The 15187-nt window shown below is 64.8% G+C and carries 14 protein-coding genes; 4 read left to right on the forward strand and 10 right to left on the reverse strand.

The annotated features are described in order from the left end of the window. The first annotated feature begins 46 nt into the window (after positions 1 to 46). Together AC5ZG1_RS03880 and coaA are read left to right on the forward strand one after the other, a co-directional pair. Positions 47 to 370, forward strand: coding sequence for a phosphoribosyl-ATP diphosphatase (locus AC5ZG1_RS03880; protein ID WP_130225516.1), 324 nt, complete (start codon positions 47 to 49; stop codon positions 368 to 370). A gap of 138 nt (positions 371 to 508) precedes the next feature. After that, entirely contained in the window at positions 509 to 1465 is a 957-nt protein-coding gene (gene coaA / locus AC5ZG1_RS03885) for a type I pantothenate kinase (protein ID WP_028164789.1), read from the forward strand. Positions 1466 to 1579: 114 nt separating this feature from the next. Here the strand turns inward: coaA and AC5ZG1_RS03890 are convergent, their stop codons facing one another. The 7 genes from AC5ZG1_RS03890 to rsmI all read right to left on the reverse strand — a co-directional run bounded on the left by AC5ZG1_RS03890 (position 1580) and on the right by rsmI (position 9666). After that, complete coding sequence (locus AC5ZG1_RS03890; RefSeq protein WP_496132021.1) at positions 1580 to 3823, reverse strand: PAS domain-containing hybrid sensor histidine kinase/response regulator; 2244 nt, start codon at positions 3821 to 3823, stop codon at positions 1580 to 1582. Between the two features lie 155 nt (positions 3824 to 3978). After that, positions 3979 to 4446 carry a hypothetical protein gene (locus AC5ZG1_RS03895; protein WP_456646339.1) on the reverse strand — a complete coding sequence of 156 codons (468 nt, stop codon included), beginning with the start codon at positions 4444 to 4446 and terminating at the stop codon, positions 3979 to 3981. Between the two features lie 108 nt (positions 4447 to 4554). Further along, complete coding sequence (locus AC5ZG1_RS03900) at positions 4555 to 6093, reverse strand: YifB family Mg chelatase-like AAA ATPase (RefSeq protein WP_130225519.1); 1539 nt, start codon at positions 6091 to 6093, stop codon at positions 4555 to 4557. A gap of 112 nt (positions 6094 to 6205) precedes the next feature. Further along, positions 6206 to 7177, reverse strand: a complete 972-nt coding sequence (locus AC5ZG1_RS03905; RefSeq protein WP_496132022.1) for an MBL fold metallo-hydrolase — start codon at positions 7175 to 7177, stop codon at positions 6206 to 6208. 159 nt (positions 7178 to 7336) lie between these two features. Next, positions 7337 to 8284 (reverse strand): glutathione synthase, encoded by a 948-nt coding sequence (gene gshB, locus AC5ZG1_RS03910; RefSeq protein WP_496132023.1) that lies wholly within the window; start codon positions 8282 to 8284, stop codon positions 7337 to 7339. A gap of 28 nt (positions 8285 to 8312) precedes the next feature. Continuing rightward, the gene (locus AC5ZG1_RS03915) at positions 8313 to 8726 is read right to left on the reverse strand and encodes a YraN family protein (protein ID WP_496132024.1); all 414 of its coding nucleotides are present in this window, start codon (positions 8724 to 8726) and stop codon (positions 8313 to 8315) included. Further along, positions 8713 to 9666, reverse strand: a complete 954-nt coding sequence (rsmI, locus tag AC5ZG1_RS03920) for a 16S rRNA (cytidine(1402)-2'-O)-methyltransferase (RefSeq protein ID WP_496132025.1) — start codon at positions 9664 to 9666, stop codon at positions 8713 to 8715. Before rsmI ends, AC5ZG1_RS03915 begins: the two co-directional genes overlap by 14 nt. Positions 9667 to 9957: 291 nt before the next feature. Between rsmI and AC5ZG1_RS03925 the strand changes: the two genes are divergently transcribed. Further along, positions 9958 to 11187 (forward strand): penicillin-binding protein activator, encoded by a 1230-nt coding sequence (locus AC5ZG1_RS03925; RefSeq protein ID WP_130225524.1) that lies wholly within the window; start codon positions 9958 to 9960, stop codon positions 11185 to 11187. A gap of 111 nt (positions 11188 to 11298) precedes the next feature. Here the strand turns inward: AC5ZG1_RS03925 and hemW are convergent, their stop codons facing one another. From hemW to rph, 3 genes are read right to left on the reverse strand one after another with little or no spacing between them, the layout of a single operon-like run. Next, positions 11299 to 12456: a radical SAM family heme chaperone HemW gene (gene hemW, locus AC5ZG1_RS03930; RefSeq protein WP_456644549.1), complete on the reverse strand. Its 1158-nt coding sequence runs from the start codon at positions 12454 to 12456 to the stop codon at positions 11299 to 11301. Further along, on the reverse strand, positions 12449 to 13078 hold the full coding sequence (gene rdgB, locus AC5ZG1_RS03935; RefSeq protein ID WP_456644548.1) for an RdgB/HAM1 family non-canonical purine NTP pyrophosphatase: 630 nt from the start codon (positions 13076 to 13078) through the stop codon (positions 12449 to 12451). Before rdgB ends, hemW begins: the two co-directional genes overlap by 8 nt. Positions 13079 to 13088: 10 nt before the next feature. Beyond that, positions 13089 to 13802 (reverse strand): ribonuclease PH, encoded by a 714-nt coding sequence (rph, locus tag AC5ZG1_RS03940; protein WP_028164800.1) that lies wholly within the window; start codon positions 13800 to 13802, stop codon positions 13089 to 13091. A 156-nt stretch (positions 13803 to 13958) separates the two neighbouring features. Between rph and hrcA the strand changes: the two genes are divergently transcribed. Beyond that, a complete protein-coding gene (hrcA, locus tag AC5ZG1_RS03945) occupies positions 13959 to 15047 on the forward strand; it encodes a heat-inducible transcriptional repressor HrcA (RefSeq protein WP_028164801.1) in 1089 nt (362 codons plus the stop codon). Positions 15048 to 15187: the final 140 nt, after the last annotated feature.

Genomic DNA, 15187 nt, shown 5'->3' on the forward strand with positions numbered 1-15187 from the left:
CCTCCGGGGGAAATTGCCGGCGTCCGGCCGGTCTGGGTGCTTGAGTATGTCGCGTTTCACGGTCCACGATCTGGCCGCCATCATCGATGCCCGCGCAGCGTCGGGGGGAGAGGCGTCCTATACCAAGAAGCTGCTCGACAAGGGCGCAGAGCATTGTGCCAAGAAGCTCGGCGAGGAAGCGGTCGAGACCGTGATCGCCGCGATCGAGAACGATCGCAATCATCTCATCGCCGAAAGTGCCGATCTGGTGTTTCACCTGCTGGTGCTGCTGAAGGCCCGCGGCGTGAAGCTCGAGGACGTCGAGGCGGCGCTGGCGCAGCGCACATCCATGTCCGGCTTGGAAGAGAAAGCGGCGCGCAAGCGTGACTAAAGCGTTTTCGAGCGAAGTGGACACCGGTTCGCGTGAAGAAAACGCGTCAAAAGAAGAATCTAGGGCATGATCCGGAAAAGTGGGCACCGGTTTTCCGAAAAGATCATGCCCAAGCAATAGTTCAGTTAGGGCACGGCCATGGATATTCAGGCACCCGACCAGCAATATAATCCGTACCGGATCTTCTCGCGCGAGCAATGGGCGAAATTGCGCGACGATACGCCGATGACGCTGGAGCCAGGCGAATTCGAGCGGCTGCGCTCGATGCATGATCGGCTCGACATCCACGAGGTCGAGGACATCTATCTGCCGCTGTCGCGGCTGCTGTCGATCTATGTCGACTCCACGCAGCGGCTCTATTACGCGCAGCGCCAATTCCTCGGCATCCAGGACCGCAAGATGCCCTATATCATCGGCGTCGCAGGATCGGTCGCGGTCGGCAAGTCCACCACGGCTCGCGTGCTGCAGGCGCTGCTGGCGCGCTGGTCGCCGCGGCCCAAGGTCGATCTCGTCACAACAGACGGCTTCCTCTATCCCAACGCCGTGCTCGAGCGGCTGGGATTGATGCAGAAGAAGGGCTTTCCGGAAAGCTACGACCAGCAATTGCTGCTCTCGTTCGTGAGCGACATCAAGGCCGGGCGGCGGCCGGTGCGCGCGCCGGTTTATTCGCACCTGACCTACGACATCGTTCCGAACCAATTCATCGAGATCGATCGTCCCGACATCCTGATCGTCGAAGGTGTCAATGTGCTGCAGACGAGCCGCTTGCCGCGCGACGGCAAGGCGGTGCCGGTGGTTTCCGACTTCTTCGATTTCTCTGTCTATATCGATGCCGATGAGCCGGTGTTGCGCGAGTGGTACGTCAAGCGTTTCCTTGCCCTGCGCGATACCGCGTTCCACGACCCGCGCTCCTATTTCCACCGCTATGCCGTGCTGTCGGACGAAGAGGCCACCGCCACCGCGATCGCGATCTGGGAACGCACCAACCGCGCCAATCTCGAGGACAACATCCTGCCGACCCGTCCGCGTGCGACGCTGATCCTGAAGAAGGGCGCCGACCACGTGGTGGAAACAGTCGCACTGCGGCGGTTATAATTCGCTGTCGCCCGGCATCGTCATTGCGAGCGAAGCGAAGCAATCCATGCCTCCGCATGTGTGGTGCGATGGATTGCTTCGCTTCGCTCGCAATGACGGCGGGAGCAGCGGTGGCTATGCCGCCAGATGCCGTGATGCGGCCAATCCCGCGAGCGCCTCCTCCAGCTTCTCGCGATCGAGCGGCTTGATCAGAAAGCCGTCCATGCCGGCTTCGAAGCAGGCGGAGCGATCCTCAGCCAGCGTATTGGCTGTCAGCGCGAGGATTGGCGTTGCTCGGCCGGACTGGTTGGCTTCGAGTTGCCGGATGCGTTTGGTGGTCTCGATGCCGTTGAGCTGCGGCATCTGCACGTCCATCAGCACGAGGTCGTATGGCGCCCCTGTGGATTTCGCCGATGACCAGGATTGAAGCGCCTCTTCGCCATTGGTGGTCATCACCACCTGGTGGCCGAGACGCGTCAGCAGCGAGCGCATCAGGAGCGCGTTGATCTCATTGTCCTCGGCAACCAGGATCGATAGCTTCTTATCGGACAGTGAGGCCTGCGTTGAACTGTCCCCTATCGGCTCCACAACGGGCTCCGCGACGACGCTCGGCGACGCGACCTCGGGCGTGGCAGTCAGACGAGCGGCGAGCGAGACGGCGCGCAGCGGCTTGACCAGATAGCCGGTGAACGGCGCGTCGGCGGACCGCCGCAGCTCCTGCCGGGTCGCCGGCGTGAACATCACGATCCGCTGCGTCGCATGCAGCCGCGCCACTTCACTGATGCGGCTGATCTCGGCCGCTCCCAGCGCATGGTCGATCAGCACGGCGTGCCATGAACGTTCGGGCAGCAAGGCCTCCGCCACCGTGGTATCTGACACCATGCAGGTCTGTGCGCCCCAGCGCTGCAAGCGGCGCGATATCAGCGAGGCTTCGATGCCTTGCGGCGCGACCAGCATGATCGATCGTCCCGCAAGGTCAGGCGGGCTGAACACGGGCGCGGTGTTGCCGTCGGAAGCGGCGAGTGGGATCGAAACTTCGAAGGTCGAGCCCGCGCCCGGCGTGCTTGCAAGCGCGATGCGGCCGCCCATGCGCTTGATGATGCGGTCGCTGATGCTGAGGCCCAGTCCCGTGCCGCCATAGCTGCGCGCAATGCCTTCATCGGCCTGCTCGAACTCGCGGAAGATGCGTTGCTGCGCTTCCGGTGCAATGCCGATGCCGGTGTCGCGCACCAGGAAGCTGATCTCATTCGGCCGGATGCCGGGCTCGACGACGAGGGCGACGCCGCCGGTCGCGGTGAACTTGATGGCGTTGCCGGCGAGGTTGAGCAGCACCTGGCGCAGCCGGGCCGCGTCTCCGATCACCTCCATCGGCAACCGCTCATCGATATAGGCGGCGATCTCGATTCCTTTGGCTTCCGCCCTTGGCGCCAGCAGTTCGGTGATGTCCTCGATCAGTTTCGAAAGCGCGAACGGGCCCTCTTCGAGATCGATCTTGCCGGCTTCGATCTTGGAATAGTCCAGCAGTTCTTCGATCAGCGACAGCAGCGCGTCGCCGGAGGTCTTCACCGCCTTGGCGTAGGTCATCTGCTCCGGCGTCAGCGGCGTATCCATCAACAGGCCGCTCATGCCGATGATGCCGTTCAGCGGGGTGCGGATCTCGTGGCTCGCCATTGCGAGGAAGCGCGACTTGGCGCGGTTGGCCGCATCGGCCTGATCGCGCGCGTCAGCGAGCGCGCGCTCGCTTTCGGTGCGGTCGGTCACGTCACGCCCGACGCTTTGCATCTCCGCAGGCCGTCCTGCATCGGTGCGGACGAGGCCCTCGCGCCAGGCGATCCAGCGCGGCCCGGAGCGGTGCGCGATCTTCTGGTCGTAGACGCGGGTGCCGCTTGGCTCCAGCGCAGTGTTGCCCTGTTCCAGTACCTCGAAGGCGAAATGGCTGCCGATCAGTTCACCGCGCGTTTTTCCTGCGAGGTCGCAATAGGCGTCGTTGACGAAGGTGATCATGCCATCGGCGTCGCGCAGCACGATCAGGTCGCTTTGCGATTCGAACAGGCTGCGGGCACGTTGCTCCGCTTCCTGCAGTTCCCAATTGCGGTCGGCGAGCGCCTCGTTATGCTCGGCGATCATGCGCAGCTTGCCGCGCATCAGCCGCAACCGGACATTCAGTACGACCAGCACCACGCATGTGAGCGCGAAGAGCAAGCTGACACCCACAGCGATGGAACGTGGGTCACGGTCGGAAACCGCGCCAATGAGCAATGCATAGCCACCGGTGAAGACCGCGGCGAACACGACGAAGGCGCGGAGGGTGAAGACGATCCAGGCGTGACGCCGCCCGAACCGAAGCAGGCGGAGCTTCAGCCGATAGGTCCACGTCATCGCCGATCCCCTGATCACCTGCTTTGGAGGCTGGCAGCTTGGGCCACCTCGCATGTTGGGTCGACGATGCGTCGGCGACCTTGCAAAGTGCTTGAGACGGCGTCGCGTTCCGGCCCGCGATGCGAACAGGGTTGATAATGCGTTAACGATCGTTGCTACAGCGAAGCGGCCTGCAGTCGGCGGTGCCCACCATGCGCGCCGACGATCAGCGCCGCGGCATCTCGCACCGAGAAGCTCTTTGAATGAACGAAGATCCGGTAATCGGCCGGGCCGTCCTGCGAAAGATAGATCACGGGATCGGTTGCGGTAGGATTGGCCGAGATCGCGACCAGTTGTGGGACGCCGCTGCTCTCGCAGGCGCCGGGCTCGCTATCATCGACATCATCGATGACGGTGAAATCGGCGGCTTCCGCGCTATCGGAGATCTGGACCCGCACGGTGGCGGCAGCCGGATCGTCCGTGAAGCTGACATGGAGCTGGGCGAGCCAGGGGAGCGATGCGATCTGGATGGTGGCACCGCCGGCCTCGATGCAGGGGTGCGAGCCCGGCAGCAATTCACCGCGGGCAACAAGCGCGAACGCGGCCAGCGGCACGACCGAGGCCAGAATCTTCAAACGCAACATGACACCACTCACTCAACCGCAGCCGGCTAGAATTGCGCGGACTTATGGTTGGCGGAGTGTAAAGAGAACTGGTTACCGTCGCGTTGACGCGAAACTGCTGGACGCGCTCTACGCCGCGCGCCTGATATCGTCGGCCAGCGCGCGGTAGGACAGCGCTTCCGCGAGGTGCAATCGGCCGATCTTCTCCGTGCCATCGAGATCGGCGAGAGTGCGCGCGACGCGCAGCACGCGGTGATAGCCGCGCGCGGTGAGGCGCATGGTCTCGGCTGCATCACGCAACAGTTTTTGCCCCTGCGCGTCCGGCTGGGCGATGGTCTCAAGCAGCGATGACGGTGCCTCGGCGTTGGTGCGGACGTTGGGCATGCCGGCGGCGGCATAGCGCGCAAGCTGGATGTCGCGCGCGGCAGCAACCCGCGCCGCCACTTCCGCCGATCCTTCAGAAGGCGGCGGCAGGATCAGGTCGGCGGCGGTCACTGCCGGCACCTCGATCCGTAGATCGATGCGATCCATCAGCGGACCAGAGATGCGCATCTGGTAATCGGCGGTGCAGCGGTCGATGGGCCCGCGCTTGCAGGCATAGCCGGGCTCATAGGCATGACCGCAGCGGCACGGATTCATTGCCGCCACCAGCATGAAGCGCGCCGGATAGGTGACGCGATGGTTGGCGCGCGAAACCGAAACCTCGCCGGTCTCCAGCGGCTGCCGCAGCGAATCCAGTACGCGCGGATCGAATTCCGGCAGTTCGTCGAGGAAGAGCACGCCCTGATGCGCGAGCGAAATCTCGCCGGGCTTGGCGCGCATGCCGCCGCCGGTGAGCGCCGCCATGCTGGCGGAATGATGCGGGCTGCGGAACGGCCGCCGCGCGGTCAAGGCGCCGTCGCGGATCTCGCCGGCCACCGAGGCGATCATCGAGACTTCCAGCAGTTCGGACGGCGACAGCGGCGGCAGGATCGAGGGCAGCCGCGCTGCCAGCATCGATTTGCCGGCGCCGGGCGAGCCCATCATCAGGAGGTGATGCCCGCCCGCCGCCGCGATCTCGAGCGCCCGCTTGGCGCTTTCCTGGCCCTTGATGTCGCGGAGGTCGAGCAGCGTCTCCTTCTGCTCATGCACCTTCGGCTGTGGGCGCGACAGTACCTGCGTGCCCTTGAAGTGATTGGCGATCTGGATCAGCGAGTGTGCGGCGATGATCTGGATGTCCGGGCTCGCCCACGCCGCCTCCGAGCCGCAGGCCGCCGGGCAGATCAGCCCCTCGTCGCGCGAATTGGCGCCGATCGCCGCCGGCAATACGCCTGCGACCGCCGCGATCGAGCCGTCCAGCCCGAGCTCGCCCAGCACGGTAAAGCCGTTGAGCGCATCCGGCGGGATGGCCCCGATCGCCGCCATCAGCCCGAGCGCGATCGGCAGGTCGTAATGGCTGCCTTCCTTGGGCAGGTCGGCGGGCGCCAGATTGACGATGATCCGCCGCGCCGGCAAAGCGAGGCCTGAGGCGATCAGTGCCGAGCGAACCCGCTCCCGCGCTTCGGAAACCGCCTTGTCCGGCAGGCCCACGATCGCAAAAGCCGGCAATCCCGGCGCGACCTGCACCTGCACGTCGACCGCGCGAGCCTCGATCCCCTCGAAAGCGACGGTGGAAACGCGTTGAACCATGCTGCCCCCTTGCCACAATCGAGGGTAGCCGAAGGCAGCGCCAAGCGCAAGAACATTACGGGAACGCGGGCTCCGGGACCTACCGCGCGGCCGTCCCAGAGCCCGGGCAGGCTTACAGCGTCATCTGCATCGGTTCGGGATAATAATGGAAGCCGTCGCCGACCTTGGCGACATGGCCGTAACCGGGCCAGGCGAAGTGATAGGACATCACCGGGATCTTGTTGGCCGCCAGCATCTCCAGCAGTCTCACCCGCGAGGCCGCCGCCTGCTTCGGGTCGGTATCGTAGGAGAACTCCATCCGCGGCCGCTCGAGCAGCAGCACCGCGTGATGCGAGAGATCGCCGAGGAAGGCGAAGGATTTGCCGGCCGAGCTCACCATGAAGATGTGATGGCCGACGGTGTGGCCGGGCGCTGCGATCGCCTGCACGCCGGGCAGGAATTCCTGGCCGTCCTTGAAGAACACCAGGCGGTCGCGGACCGGCATGAGATTCTTGCGCGCGTGAATGACAAAATCCTTCAGCGGGCTGCCCATCTTGCCTTCGTCGGTCCAGTAGTCGAAGTCGCTCTGGGCGATATAGACCTGCGCGTTCGGGAATAGCGGCTTGTCGTTGGCATCGACGATGCCGCCGATGTGGTCGATATGCGCATGCGAGCAGACGACGGCGTCGATGTCCTCAGGCTTGATGCCAGCCTCCGCCATGCTCTTCTGCTGGCGGCCGGTGGTCGGACCGAACGCTTTCGACGTGCCCATGCCGGTGTCGAACAGGATCAGCTTGTCGCCGGTGTTCACGATCGGCGAATTCTGCTCCAGCACGACATTGTCGGGCGACAGGAAATTGTCCGACAGCATCTTCTTCACTTCTTCCTTCGGCACGCCGGTGAAGGTGCCGGAGGGATCGCCGAGCGGCAGCGGGCCGTCGGAGACGACGGTGACTTCGGCATCGCCGAGAATGAAGCGGTGCCAATAAGGCGTTTGCGTGCCGAGCTTCGGCGCGCGTGCCAGCGCGCTGCCGCCGAGCAGCGTGCTTGCACCAAGGCCGGCGCCGAGCGCGAGCAGGGACCTTCGCGAGACATTGATCGTCATGCTTTTCCTCCACATTTTTGTCGAGTTATCTTTGGCAAGTCGCCGCCTTGCCGCCCGCGAACAGGTCCTGCCCCGCGACTTGAAGGCGAGCAGGGGCATGCTGCGCCCGCTGCCGCAAGCTGACAAGAGGTCTCAGAGAGGAAGGAAGACGAACGGGCCTTACGATTTCGTGCGCTTTGATTCGATCACGTCCCAGATCCTGGCGGCCACGTCCGGACCGCCGAGCCGCGAGATAGCGCGGATGCCGGTTGGCGAGGTGACGTTGATCTCGGTGAGATAGCCGTCGATCACGTCGATGCCGACGAACAACAGGCCACGCTCGCGCAAGGCCGGGCCGAGCGTCGTGCAGATCTTGCGCTCGCGGTCGGAGAGTTCGGTCGACTGCGCCGCGCCGCCGCGCACCATGTTGGAGCGCAAATCGTCCGCCGCCGGCACGCGGTTGACGGCACCGGCGAATTCGCCGTTGACCAGGATGATGCGCTTGTCGCCATGCTTGACCTCGGGAAGGAAGCGCTGGATCACCCAGGGCTCCTTGAACGTCACCGAAAACATGTCGAACAGCGAGCCGAAATTCATGTCCTGGGGCATGACGCGGAACACCGCGGCGCCGCCATGGCCGTGCAACGGTTTCATGACGACAGCGCCATGCTCGTCGCGGAAGGCGTTGATCTCGTCGAGGTCGCGCGAGATCAATGTCGGCGGCATGAGCTGCGGAAAGTTCATCACGAACAGCTTTTCCGGCGCATCGCGGACGCTGGCAGGATTGTTGACGACCAGGGTCTTCGGGTGAAGGCGCTCGAGCAAATGCGTCGAAGTGATGTAGGCGAGATCGAACGGCGGATCCTGCCGCAGCAGGATCACGTCGAAATTGGTCAGCGGCTCGCGCTTCGGCTCGCCGAGCGAGAAGTGATCGCCGATCTCGTCACGCACGGAAAGGACCTGCACCGGCGCCACCAGTTCGTCGCCGCGCAGCGAGAGCTTGTCAGGCGTGTAATAGGAAATGCCGTGGCCGCGCTTCTGCGCTTCGAGCAGCAGCGCGAACGTCGAATCGCCGCGGATGTTGATGCGCTCAATGGGATCCATCTGGACGGCGACGTTCAATTTCATGGGCTTTGGGTCCGGTCTCTCGAGGAAGTCATGCGCTGGCGTCGAACGCCGCTAACAGATGGCGCGGCAGATGCCTGGGCGCAATCAGCATGGCGTCGAAACGCATGTCGAATTCCGCATGTTCGGGATGCGCCATCAGCCAGGCCTGGGCCGCAGCAATGATGCGCTGTTGCTGGCGCGGCGTGACGGCATAGGCGGCCTCATCAAAGCTGGCGCGGGCCTTGACCTCGACGAAGGCGAGCAGGTTGCGCTTGCGCACCACCAGGTCGATCTCGCCATAGGGCGTGCGGAAGCGCTTGGCGAGAATGCGATAGCCCTTGGCCATCAGATAGGCCGCGGCGCGGCTTTCCGCCGATAGCCCGGTGCGGAACGCAGCGACCCGTTCGGGCGAGGCGAGCTTTATGTCCGCCCCCTGCGGCGAGCTGCCGTCACTCTTGGCCATCGTCGCCCCGCAGTTCCTTTGCGAGTTCGAGAGCGCGGGCATAGACCTCGCGACGCGGTCGGCCGGAAAGCTCGACTGCATGCGCAACCGCATCCTTGACGCTGTCGCGCAGGAGTGACGCGCGCAGCAGTTCGTCGAGCTGATCCTGCCCCATCACCTGCGCGTCCGCCGGCGGCGGACCGATCACCAGCACAAATTCGCCGCGCGTCTCCACCGCGTCCCTGGCCGCCGCCAGTTCGGCGATCGGGGCGCGCCTGATCTCTTCGTGCAGTTTTGTCAGCTCGCGGCAGATCGCGGCGTCGCGCCCGCCCATGATCGCGGCGAGGTCGGTAAGCGTCTCCTGCACGCGGCTGCCGGATTCGAACAGCACCAGCGTTGAGTCGATCCTGGCGAGCTCAGAGAGCCGCGTGCGCCGGGCCTGTTCCTTCGCAGGCAAGAAGCCCTCGAAGAAAAAGCGGTCGGTCGGCAGCGCCGCGACCGAGAGCGCCGTCAGTACCGATGATGCCCCGGGTACCGCGACCACGTGGTGCCCGGCGGCGCAGGCCTCGCGCACCAGCTTGAAGCCGGGGTCGGAGATCAGCGGCGTGCCGGCGTCGGAGACCAGCGCGATCGCGGCGCCCTCGGCCAGCCGCTGCAGGATTTTTGGCCGGGCCTGGGCCGCATTGTGCTCATGGTAGGGGGTCAGCTCGGCTGCAATCGTGTAACGCTCGGTCAAACGGCGGGTGATGCGGGTGTCCTCGCAGGCGATCAGGTCCGCGCCGGCGAGTGTCTCCAGCGCGCGAAGGGTGATGTCGGCGAGATTTCCGATTGGTGTTGCAACCAGATGGAGGCCGGGAACCGGCTTTGGCGCGTTCAGCACATGACCGCCGATGGAAAATGTCCTGTTGGGGACGTCCGTCCCGGCGTCAGCGCCGTATCTTGAGCTGGCTTTTGCGCGCATAGTGCCAATCTAGAGCATCATCCGGAAAAGTGGACACCGGTTTTCCGAAAGATCGTGCTCGAACGAAGAGTGGGAGAGCGCCGGCGCCATAACGTGCTTGCGTCTTGCGGAGTGGGGGCGGCTGTGCTGCGCATTTGGTGAGGGGTTCGCGGTCCACAGCCGGCAATTCACCATGGGGATAATCCCTTTGTTTTGGTTAACTATTCGCCGACAATATGCCTGATTCCATCCTCCATTGGTTCGGCAGTTGGAATCCCGGCCCGAACACGGCCGGTCAAGAGAAGAGACGAGATGGTGGGCCCGCATAGCCGCAAACCAAAATCCCCGGGTCTGCAAGGTTCCGCCGCGACCCGCCGGACAGCACTCGGCCTGATGCTGGGTGCTCCCCTGCTGGCCGCCTGCTCGGGGGTGCAGCAGACCCTTAGCCAGTTTACCAGTCCGTCCGGCTCGCCGCAGCCGGAAGCAGCCCCCGCCGGACCGCAGCAGCAGCCGCAGGCGATCGGCAACGGGCAGGTCAAAGTAGGGTTGATCTTGCCGCTGTCGGCGGCCGGCAATGCCGGCCTTGCCGGGCAGTCGATGAAGAACGCCGCCGAACTGGCGCTGGCGGAATTCCAGAACCCGAACATCCAGCTCCTGATCAAGGACGATGGCGGCAGTCCGCAGGGCGCCTCCCAGGGCGCGCAGCAGGCGATCGGCGAGGGCGCGGAGATCATTTTGGGCCCGCTGTTCGCGCAGTCGGTGCCGGCCGTCGCCCAGGTGGCGCGCGGGCGCGGTATCTCAGTAATCGCGTTCTCGACGGATTCGAGCGTGGCGGGACGCGGCGTCTATCTCCTGAGCTTCCTGCCGGAGTCTGACATCAACCGGATCGTCGAATATTCCGCGAGCATTGGAAAGCGCTCTTTCGCCGCGCTGGTTCCCGACAATGCCTATGGCAATGTGGTCGAAGCCGCGTTCAAGCAGGTGGCCGGCCGCAAGGGCCGCGTCGTCGCGTTCGAAAAATACGGCGCCGATCGCGCCACGCCGGCACGCACGGTGGCGCAGTCGCTCGCCCAGGCCGATGCGCTGTTGCTCGCCGATGACGGTGATTCGGTGGTAGCGACGGCAGACGCGCTGACCGCAGCCGGCGCCAATCTGCGCAACATCCAGCTTCTGGGCACCGGCCTGTGGGACAATCCGCGGGTGTTCGCGAACCAGGCGCTGCAGGGCGGTTTGTTTGCCGCGCCGGATCCGTCCGGCTTCCGCGCCTTCGCGGGACGTTACCGCAGCAAATACGGCTCCGAGCCCGTGCGCACCGCAACGCTCGCCTATGATGGCGTTGCGCTGGTGGCCGCGCTGGCGCGGACGCAAGGTGCTCAGCGCTTCCAGCAGGAAACGCTGACCAATCCTTCCGGCTTCGCCGGTATCGACGGCCTGTTCCGCTTCCGCGCTGACGGCACCAACGAACGCGGCCTTGCGGTGATGAAGGTTGCGACCAGCGGCGCCCAGGCGGTCGCGGGCTCACCGAAGAGTTTTGGGGCGTGATGAAGCGGCCGTAGCCCGGTGAAGCGCAGCGCAACCCGGGATTCTGTCGCGTGCGGATGGAGAGGCCCCGGATTGCGCTTCGCTCCACCCGGGCTACGAATTGTGCGTCGACTACGCGGCCAAATCCGCCACCACGGCATCCAGCACCGGGAAACCTGACTTGGTCACGCGTAGCCGTCCGTCGGTGTCGACGATGATGGCGCCCTCTTCGCGCAGCACCGCGATGCGGCGCGGGTCGAGTGCACGGCCTGAGAGCGACGCATAGCGCGTGGGGTCGATGCCTTCGGCGAGACGAAGCCCCATCAGCAGGAATTCGTCGGCGCGCTCCTCGCTGTTGAGCACCTCGTCCGTGATGACGCCGCTGCCATTGGTTTCGACACGCATCACCCAGGCTTCCGGCCGCTTCTCGGTCGCGGTGGCGTGACGGCGGCCGTTGATGTCGAGGCGGCCATGTGCGCCCGGGCCGATGCCGGCATATTCGTCGCCACGCCAATAGACGAGATTGTGCCGGCACTCCGCGCCGGGGCGGGCGTGATTGGAGATCTCGTAGGCCGGCAGGCCTGCTTGCGTACAGACCTCTTGCGTCACGTCGTAAAGCGCGCGCGCGACCGCCTCGTCCGGCGTCTGCAATTTGCCGGCGGCATGCAGGCCAAAGAACGGCGTGCCTTCCTCGATCGTGAGTTGATAGAGCGACAGATGCTCGGCGGCTTCCGCGATCGCATGCTTCAGTTCGTCGGCCCACATCGCGGGAGTTTGATCGGGCCGGGCGTAGATCAGGTCGAAGGAATAGCGATCGAAAGATTGACGGGCGACGGCGACCGCATCGAGCGCTTCGCGCGCAGTGTGTAATCGCCCCAGCGCCTTCAGCGAGGCATCATCGAGCGCCTGCACGCCGAGCGATACGCGGTTGACGCCGGCGGCGCGATAGCCGCGAAACCGTGTGGCTTCGACGCTCGTCGGATTGGCTTCCAGTGTCACTTCGACATCGGGAGCGACGCGCCAATACTTGCCGATCGCATCCAGGATCGCGCCGACCGTCTGCGGCTGCATCAATGACGGCGTACCGCCGCCGAGGAAGATCGAGGACACTTCGCGGCCGGGGACGCGCGCCGCGGTGGTCTCGATCTCGCGCGCAAAGGCACGGGCAAAGCGCGCCTCATCGATCTGCGTATGCCTGACGTGGCTGTTGAAATCACAATACGGGCATTTCGACAGGCAGAACGGCCAGTGCACGTAGACGCCGAAGGCTGCCTGGTCCCGGTCAGTCAAGGCATATCTCCGCCAATTTGACGAAGGCACGGGCCCGGTGCGACAGGCCGAGTCCGAGCGGCGGCAGCCCGTGCTTCTCGACGCTCGTCATCTCGCCGAAGGTGCGGGTATGGCCATCCGGCAGGAACATGGGATCATAGCCGAAACCCGCGGTGCCGCGCGGCGGCCACACCAAAGTTCCATCGGCACGCGCTTCGACCTCTTCGAGGTGCCCATCCGGCCAGGCGACGCAGAGCGCGGAAACGAAATGAGCGCTCCGGCGGTCGGGCGCCGTGGCGCTACGTTCCTGCAAGAGGCGCTCGATCTGCGTCATCGCGGCGGTGAAATCCTTGTTTTCGCCGGCCCAGCGCGCCGAATAGATGCCGGGGGCGCCGTCCAGCGCGTCGACCACCAGCCCGGAATCATCGGCAAATGCCGGGAGATCGGCGGCCTTGGCTGCCGCAATCGCCTTGATCGCGGCATTGGCGCGAAAACTGTCGCCGGTCTCCTCAGGCTCGCCAAGACCGAGATCGCCTGCCGAGATCGCCTCCACGCCATGCGGCGCCAGCAATTCGCGCATCTCGGCAAGCTTGCCGGGATTGTGGGTCGCGATCACGAGCTTTCCAGTGATTCGGCGGTGCATGGCCTATTGACTACGCCACTGCCATTTTCTGCAAGTCGACCAGCCGCGCCACGCCCTTGCGCGCCAGCGCCATCAGCGCCAGGAACTCGTCCTGCGAGAACGGCGTCTTTTCCGCGGTGCCCTGTACCTCGATGATGCGGCCGTCGCCGGTCATGACGAAGTTGGCGTCGGTCTCGGCTTCAGAATCCTCGGCATAGTCGAGGTCGAGCACCGGCGTGCCATTATAGATGCCGCAGGAGATGGCCGCGACGTTGTCGCGCAACACGTTGGTTTTCAGCATGTTGCGGGTCTTCATCCAGTTGATGCAGTCGGCAAGCGCGACCCAGGCGCCGGTGATCGAGGCGGTGCGCGTGCCGCCATCGGCCTGCAGCACGTCGCAATCGACCGTGATCTGGCGCTCGCCCAGCGCTTCCAGATCGATGGTGGCACGGAGCGAACGGCCGATCAGGCGCTGAATCTCGATGGTACGCCCGCCCTGCTTGCCGGCGGAGGCCTCGCGCCGGGTACGTTCCAGCGTGGCGCGGGGCAGCATGCCGTATTCGGCGGTGACCCAGCCGCGGCCCTGGCCCTTCAGCCATGGCGGCAGGCGGTCTTCCAGGGTCGCAGTGACCAGCACATGGGTGTCGCCGAATTTCACCATGCAGGAACCCTCGGCATATTTGACCACGCCGCGTTCCAATGAGACGGGGCGCAGTTCGTCGGGTGCACGGCGGCTTGGCCGCATGGGAATCCTCCGGGAATTCGAGCGATATGGCTGGCGGTGCTTGTAGGAGCGGGCAGCCGCAGCGGCAAGCTTTTTGGCCGGCTTCCGGGCGGGTAATGCACGCTTGTCACCGGGCGTGTGGATGGTCAAATTAGAGGCAGTTGTGAGGGAGTTATTGTGGCTCAACACGAACCGGTTGGTTTGATCGCGCCGCACGCCGGGCTTGCCCAGCTCAACGAGCGTTCGCGCGACATTTTTCGTCAAATCGTCGAAAGTTATCTGGCGACCGGCGAGCCGGTCGGCTCGCGTAACATCTCGCGTCTGATCGCGCTGCCGCTGTCGCCGGCCTCGGTGCGCAATGTGATGTCCGATCTCGAACAACTCGGACTGATCTACGCGCCGCATACCTCCGCCGGCCGACTGCCGACCGAATTGGGCCTGCGCTTTTTCGTCGATGCGCTGATGCAGGTCGGCCATCTCACGGAGGCGGAACGGCAATCGATCCAGAGCCAATTGGCTACTGTCGGCCGCGCGCAGTCGGTCGAGGCAGCGCTCGATGAGGCCTTGATCCGGCTATCCGGCCTCACCCGCGCCGCCGCCGTGGTGCTGACGCCCAAATCCAATGCGCGGCTGAAGCATATCGAGTTCGTGCGGCTGGAGCCGGAACGTGCGCTGGTGGTGCTGGTCGGCGAAGACGGGCAGGTCGAGAACCGGGTGCTGAGCTTGCCGCCGGGTGTTCCATCCTCGGCACTGATCGAGGCCACCAACTTCCTCAATGCACGCATCCTCGGCCGTACGCTCGCCGAAGCGCGGCTCGAACTCGAGACCGCGCTGGGACAAAGTCGCGCCGAGCTCGATCAATTGACGCAGAAGGTGATCTCTGCAGGGCTTGCGAGCTGGTCGGGCGGCGACAATGAAGACCGGCAGCTCATCGTGCGCGGGCACGCCAATCTCTTGGAGGATTTGCATGCGCTCGAGGATCTCGAGCGCATCAAGTCGCTGTTCGATGATCTCGAGACCAAGCGCGGCGTGATCGACCTTCTGGGGCGTGCGGAAAGCGCCGATGGCGTGCGGATCTTCATCGGGTCGGAGAACAAATTGTTCTCGCTGTCGGGGTCCTCGACCATCGTTGCGCCCTATAGCGACGGCGCCGGCCGTATCGTGGGCGTGCTCGGCGTGATCGGGCCAACCCGGCTGAATTATGCGCGGGTGATCCCGACCGTGGACTATGCCGCGCGCCTCGTCAGCAGGATCCTCGGCGGCTAGAGCATTTCCGGTTCTGATGGAATCAGAACCGGAACTCTAGATTCTTGTTTTGACGCGCTTTCTTCACGCGAAGCGGTGTCCACCCTCGGATCAGGTCCGAGGGCATGCTTCGCTCGAAAACGCTCTAACCCCGAAACGGG

This window comes from Bradyrhizobium sp. Leo78 (assembly GCF_059512425.1).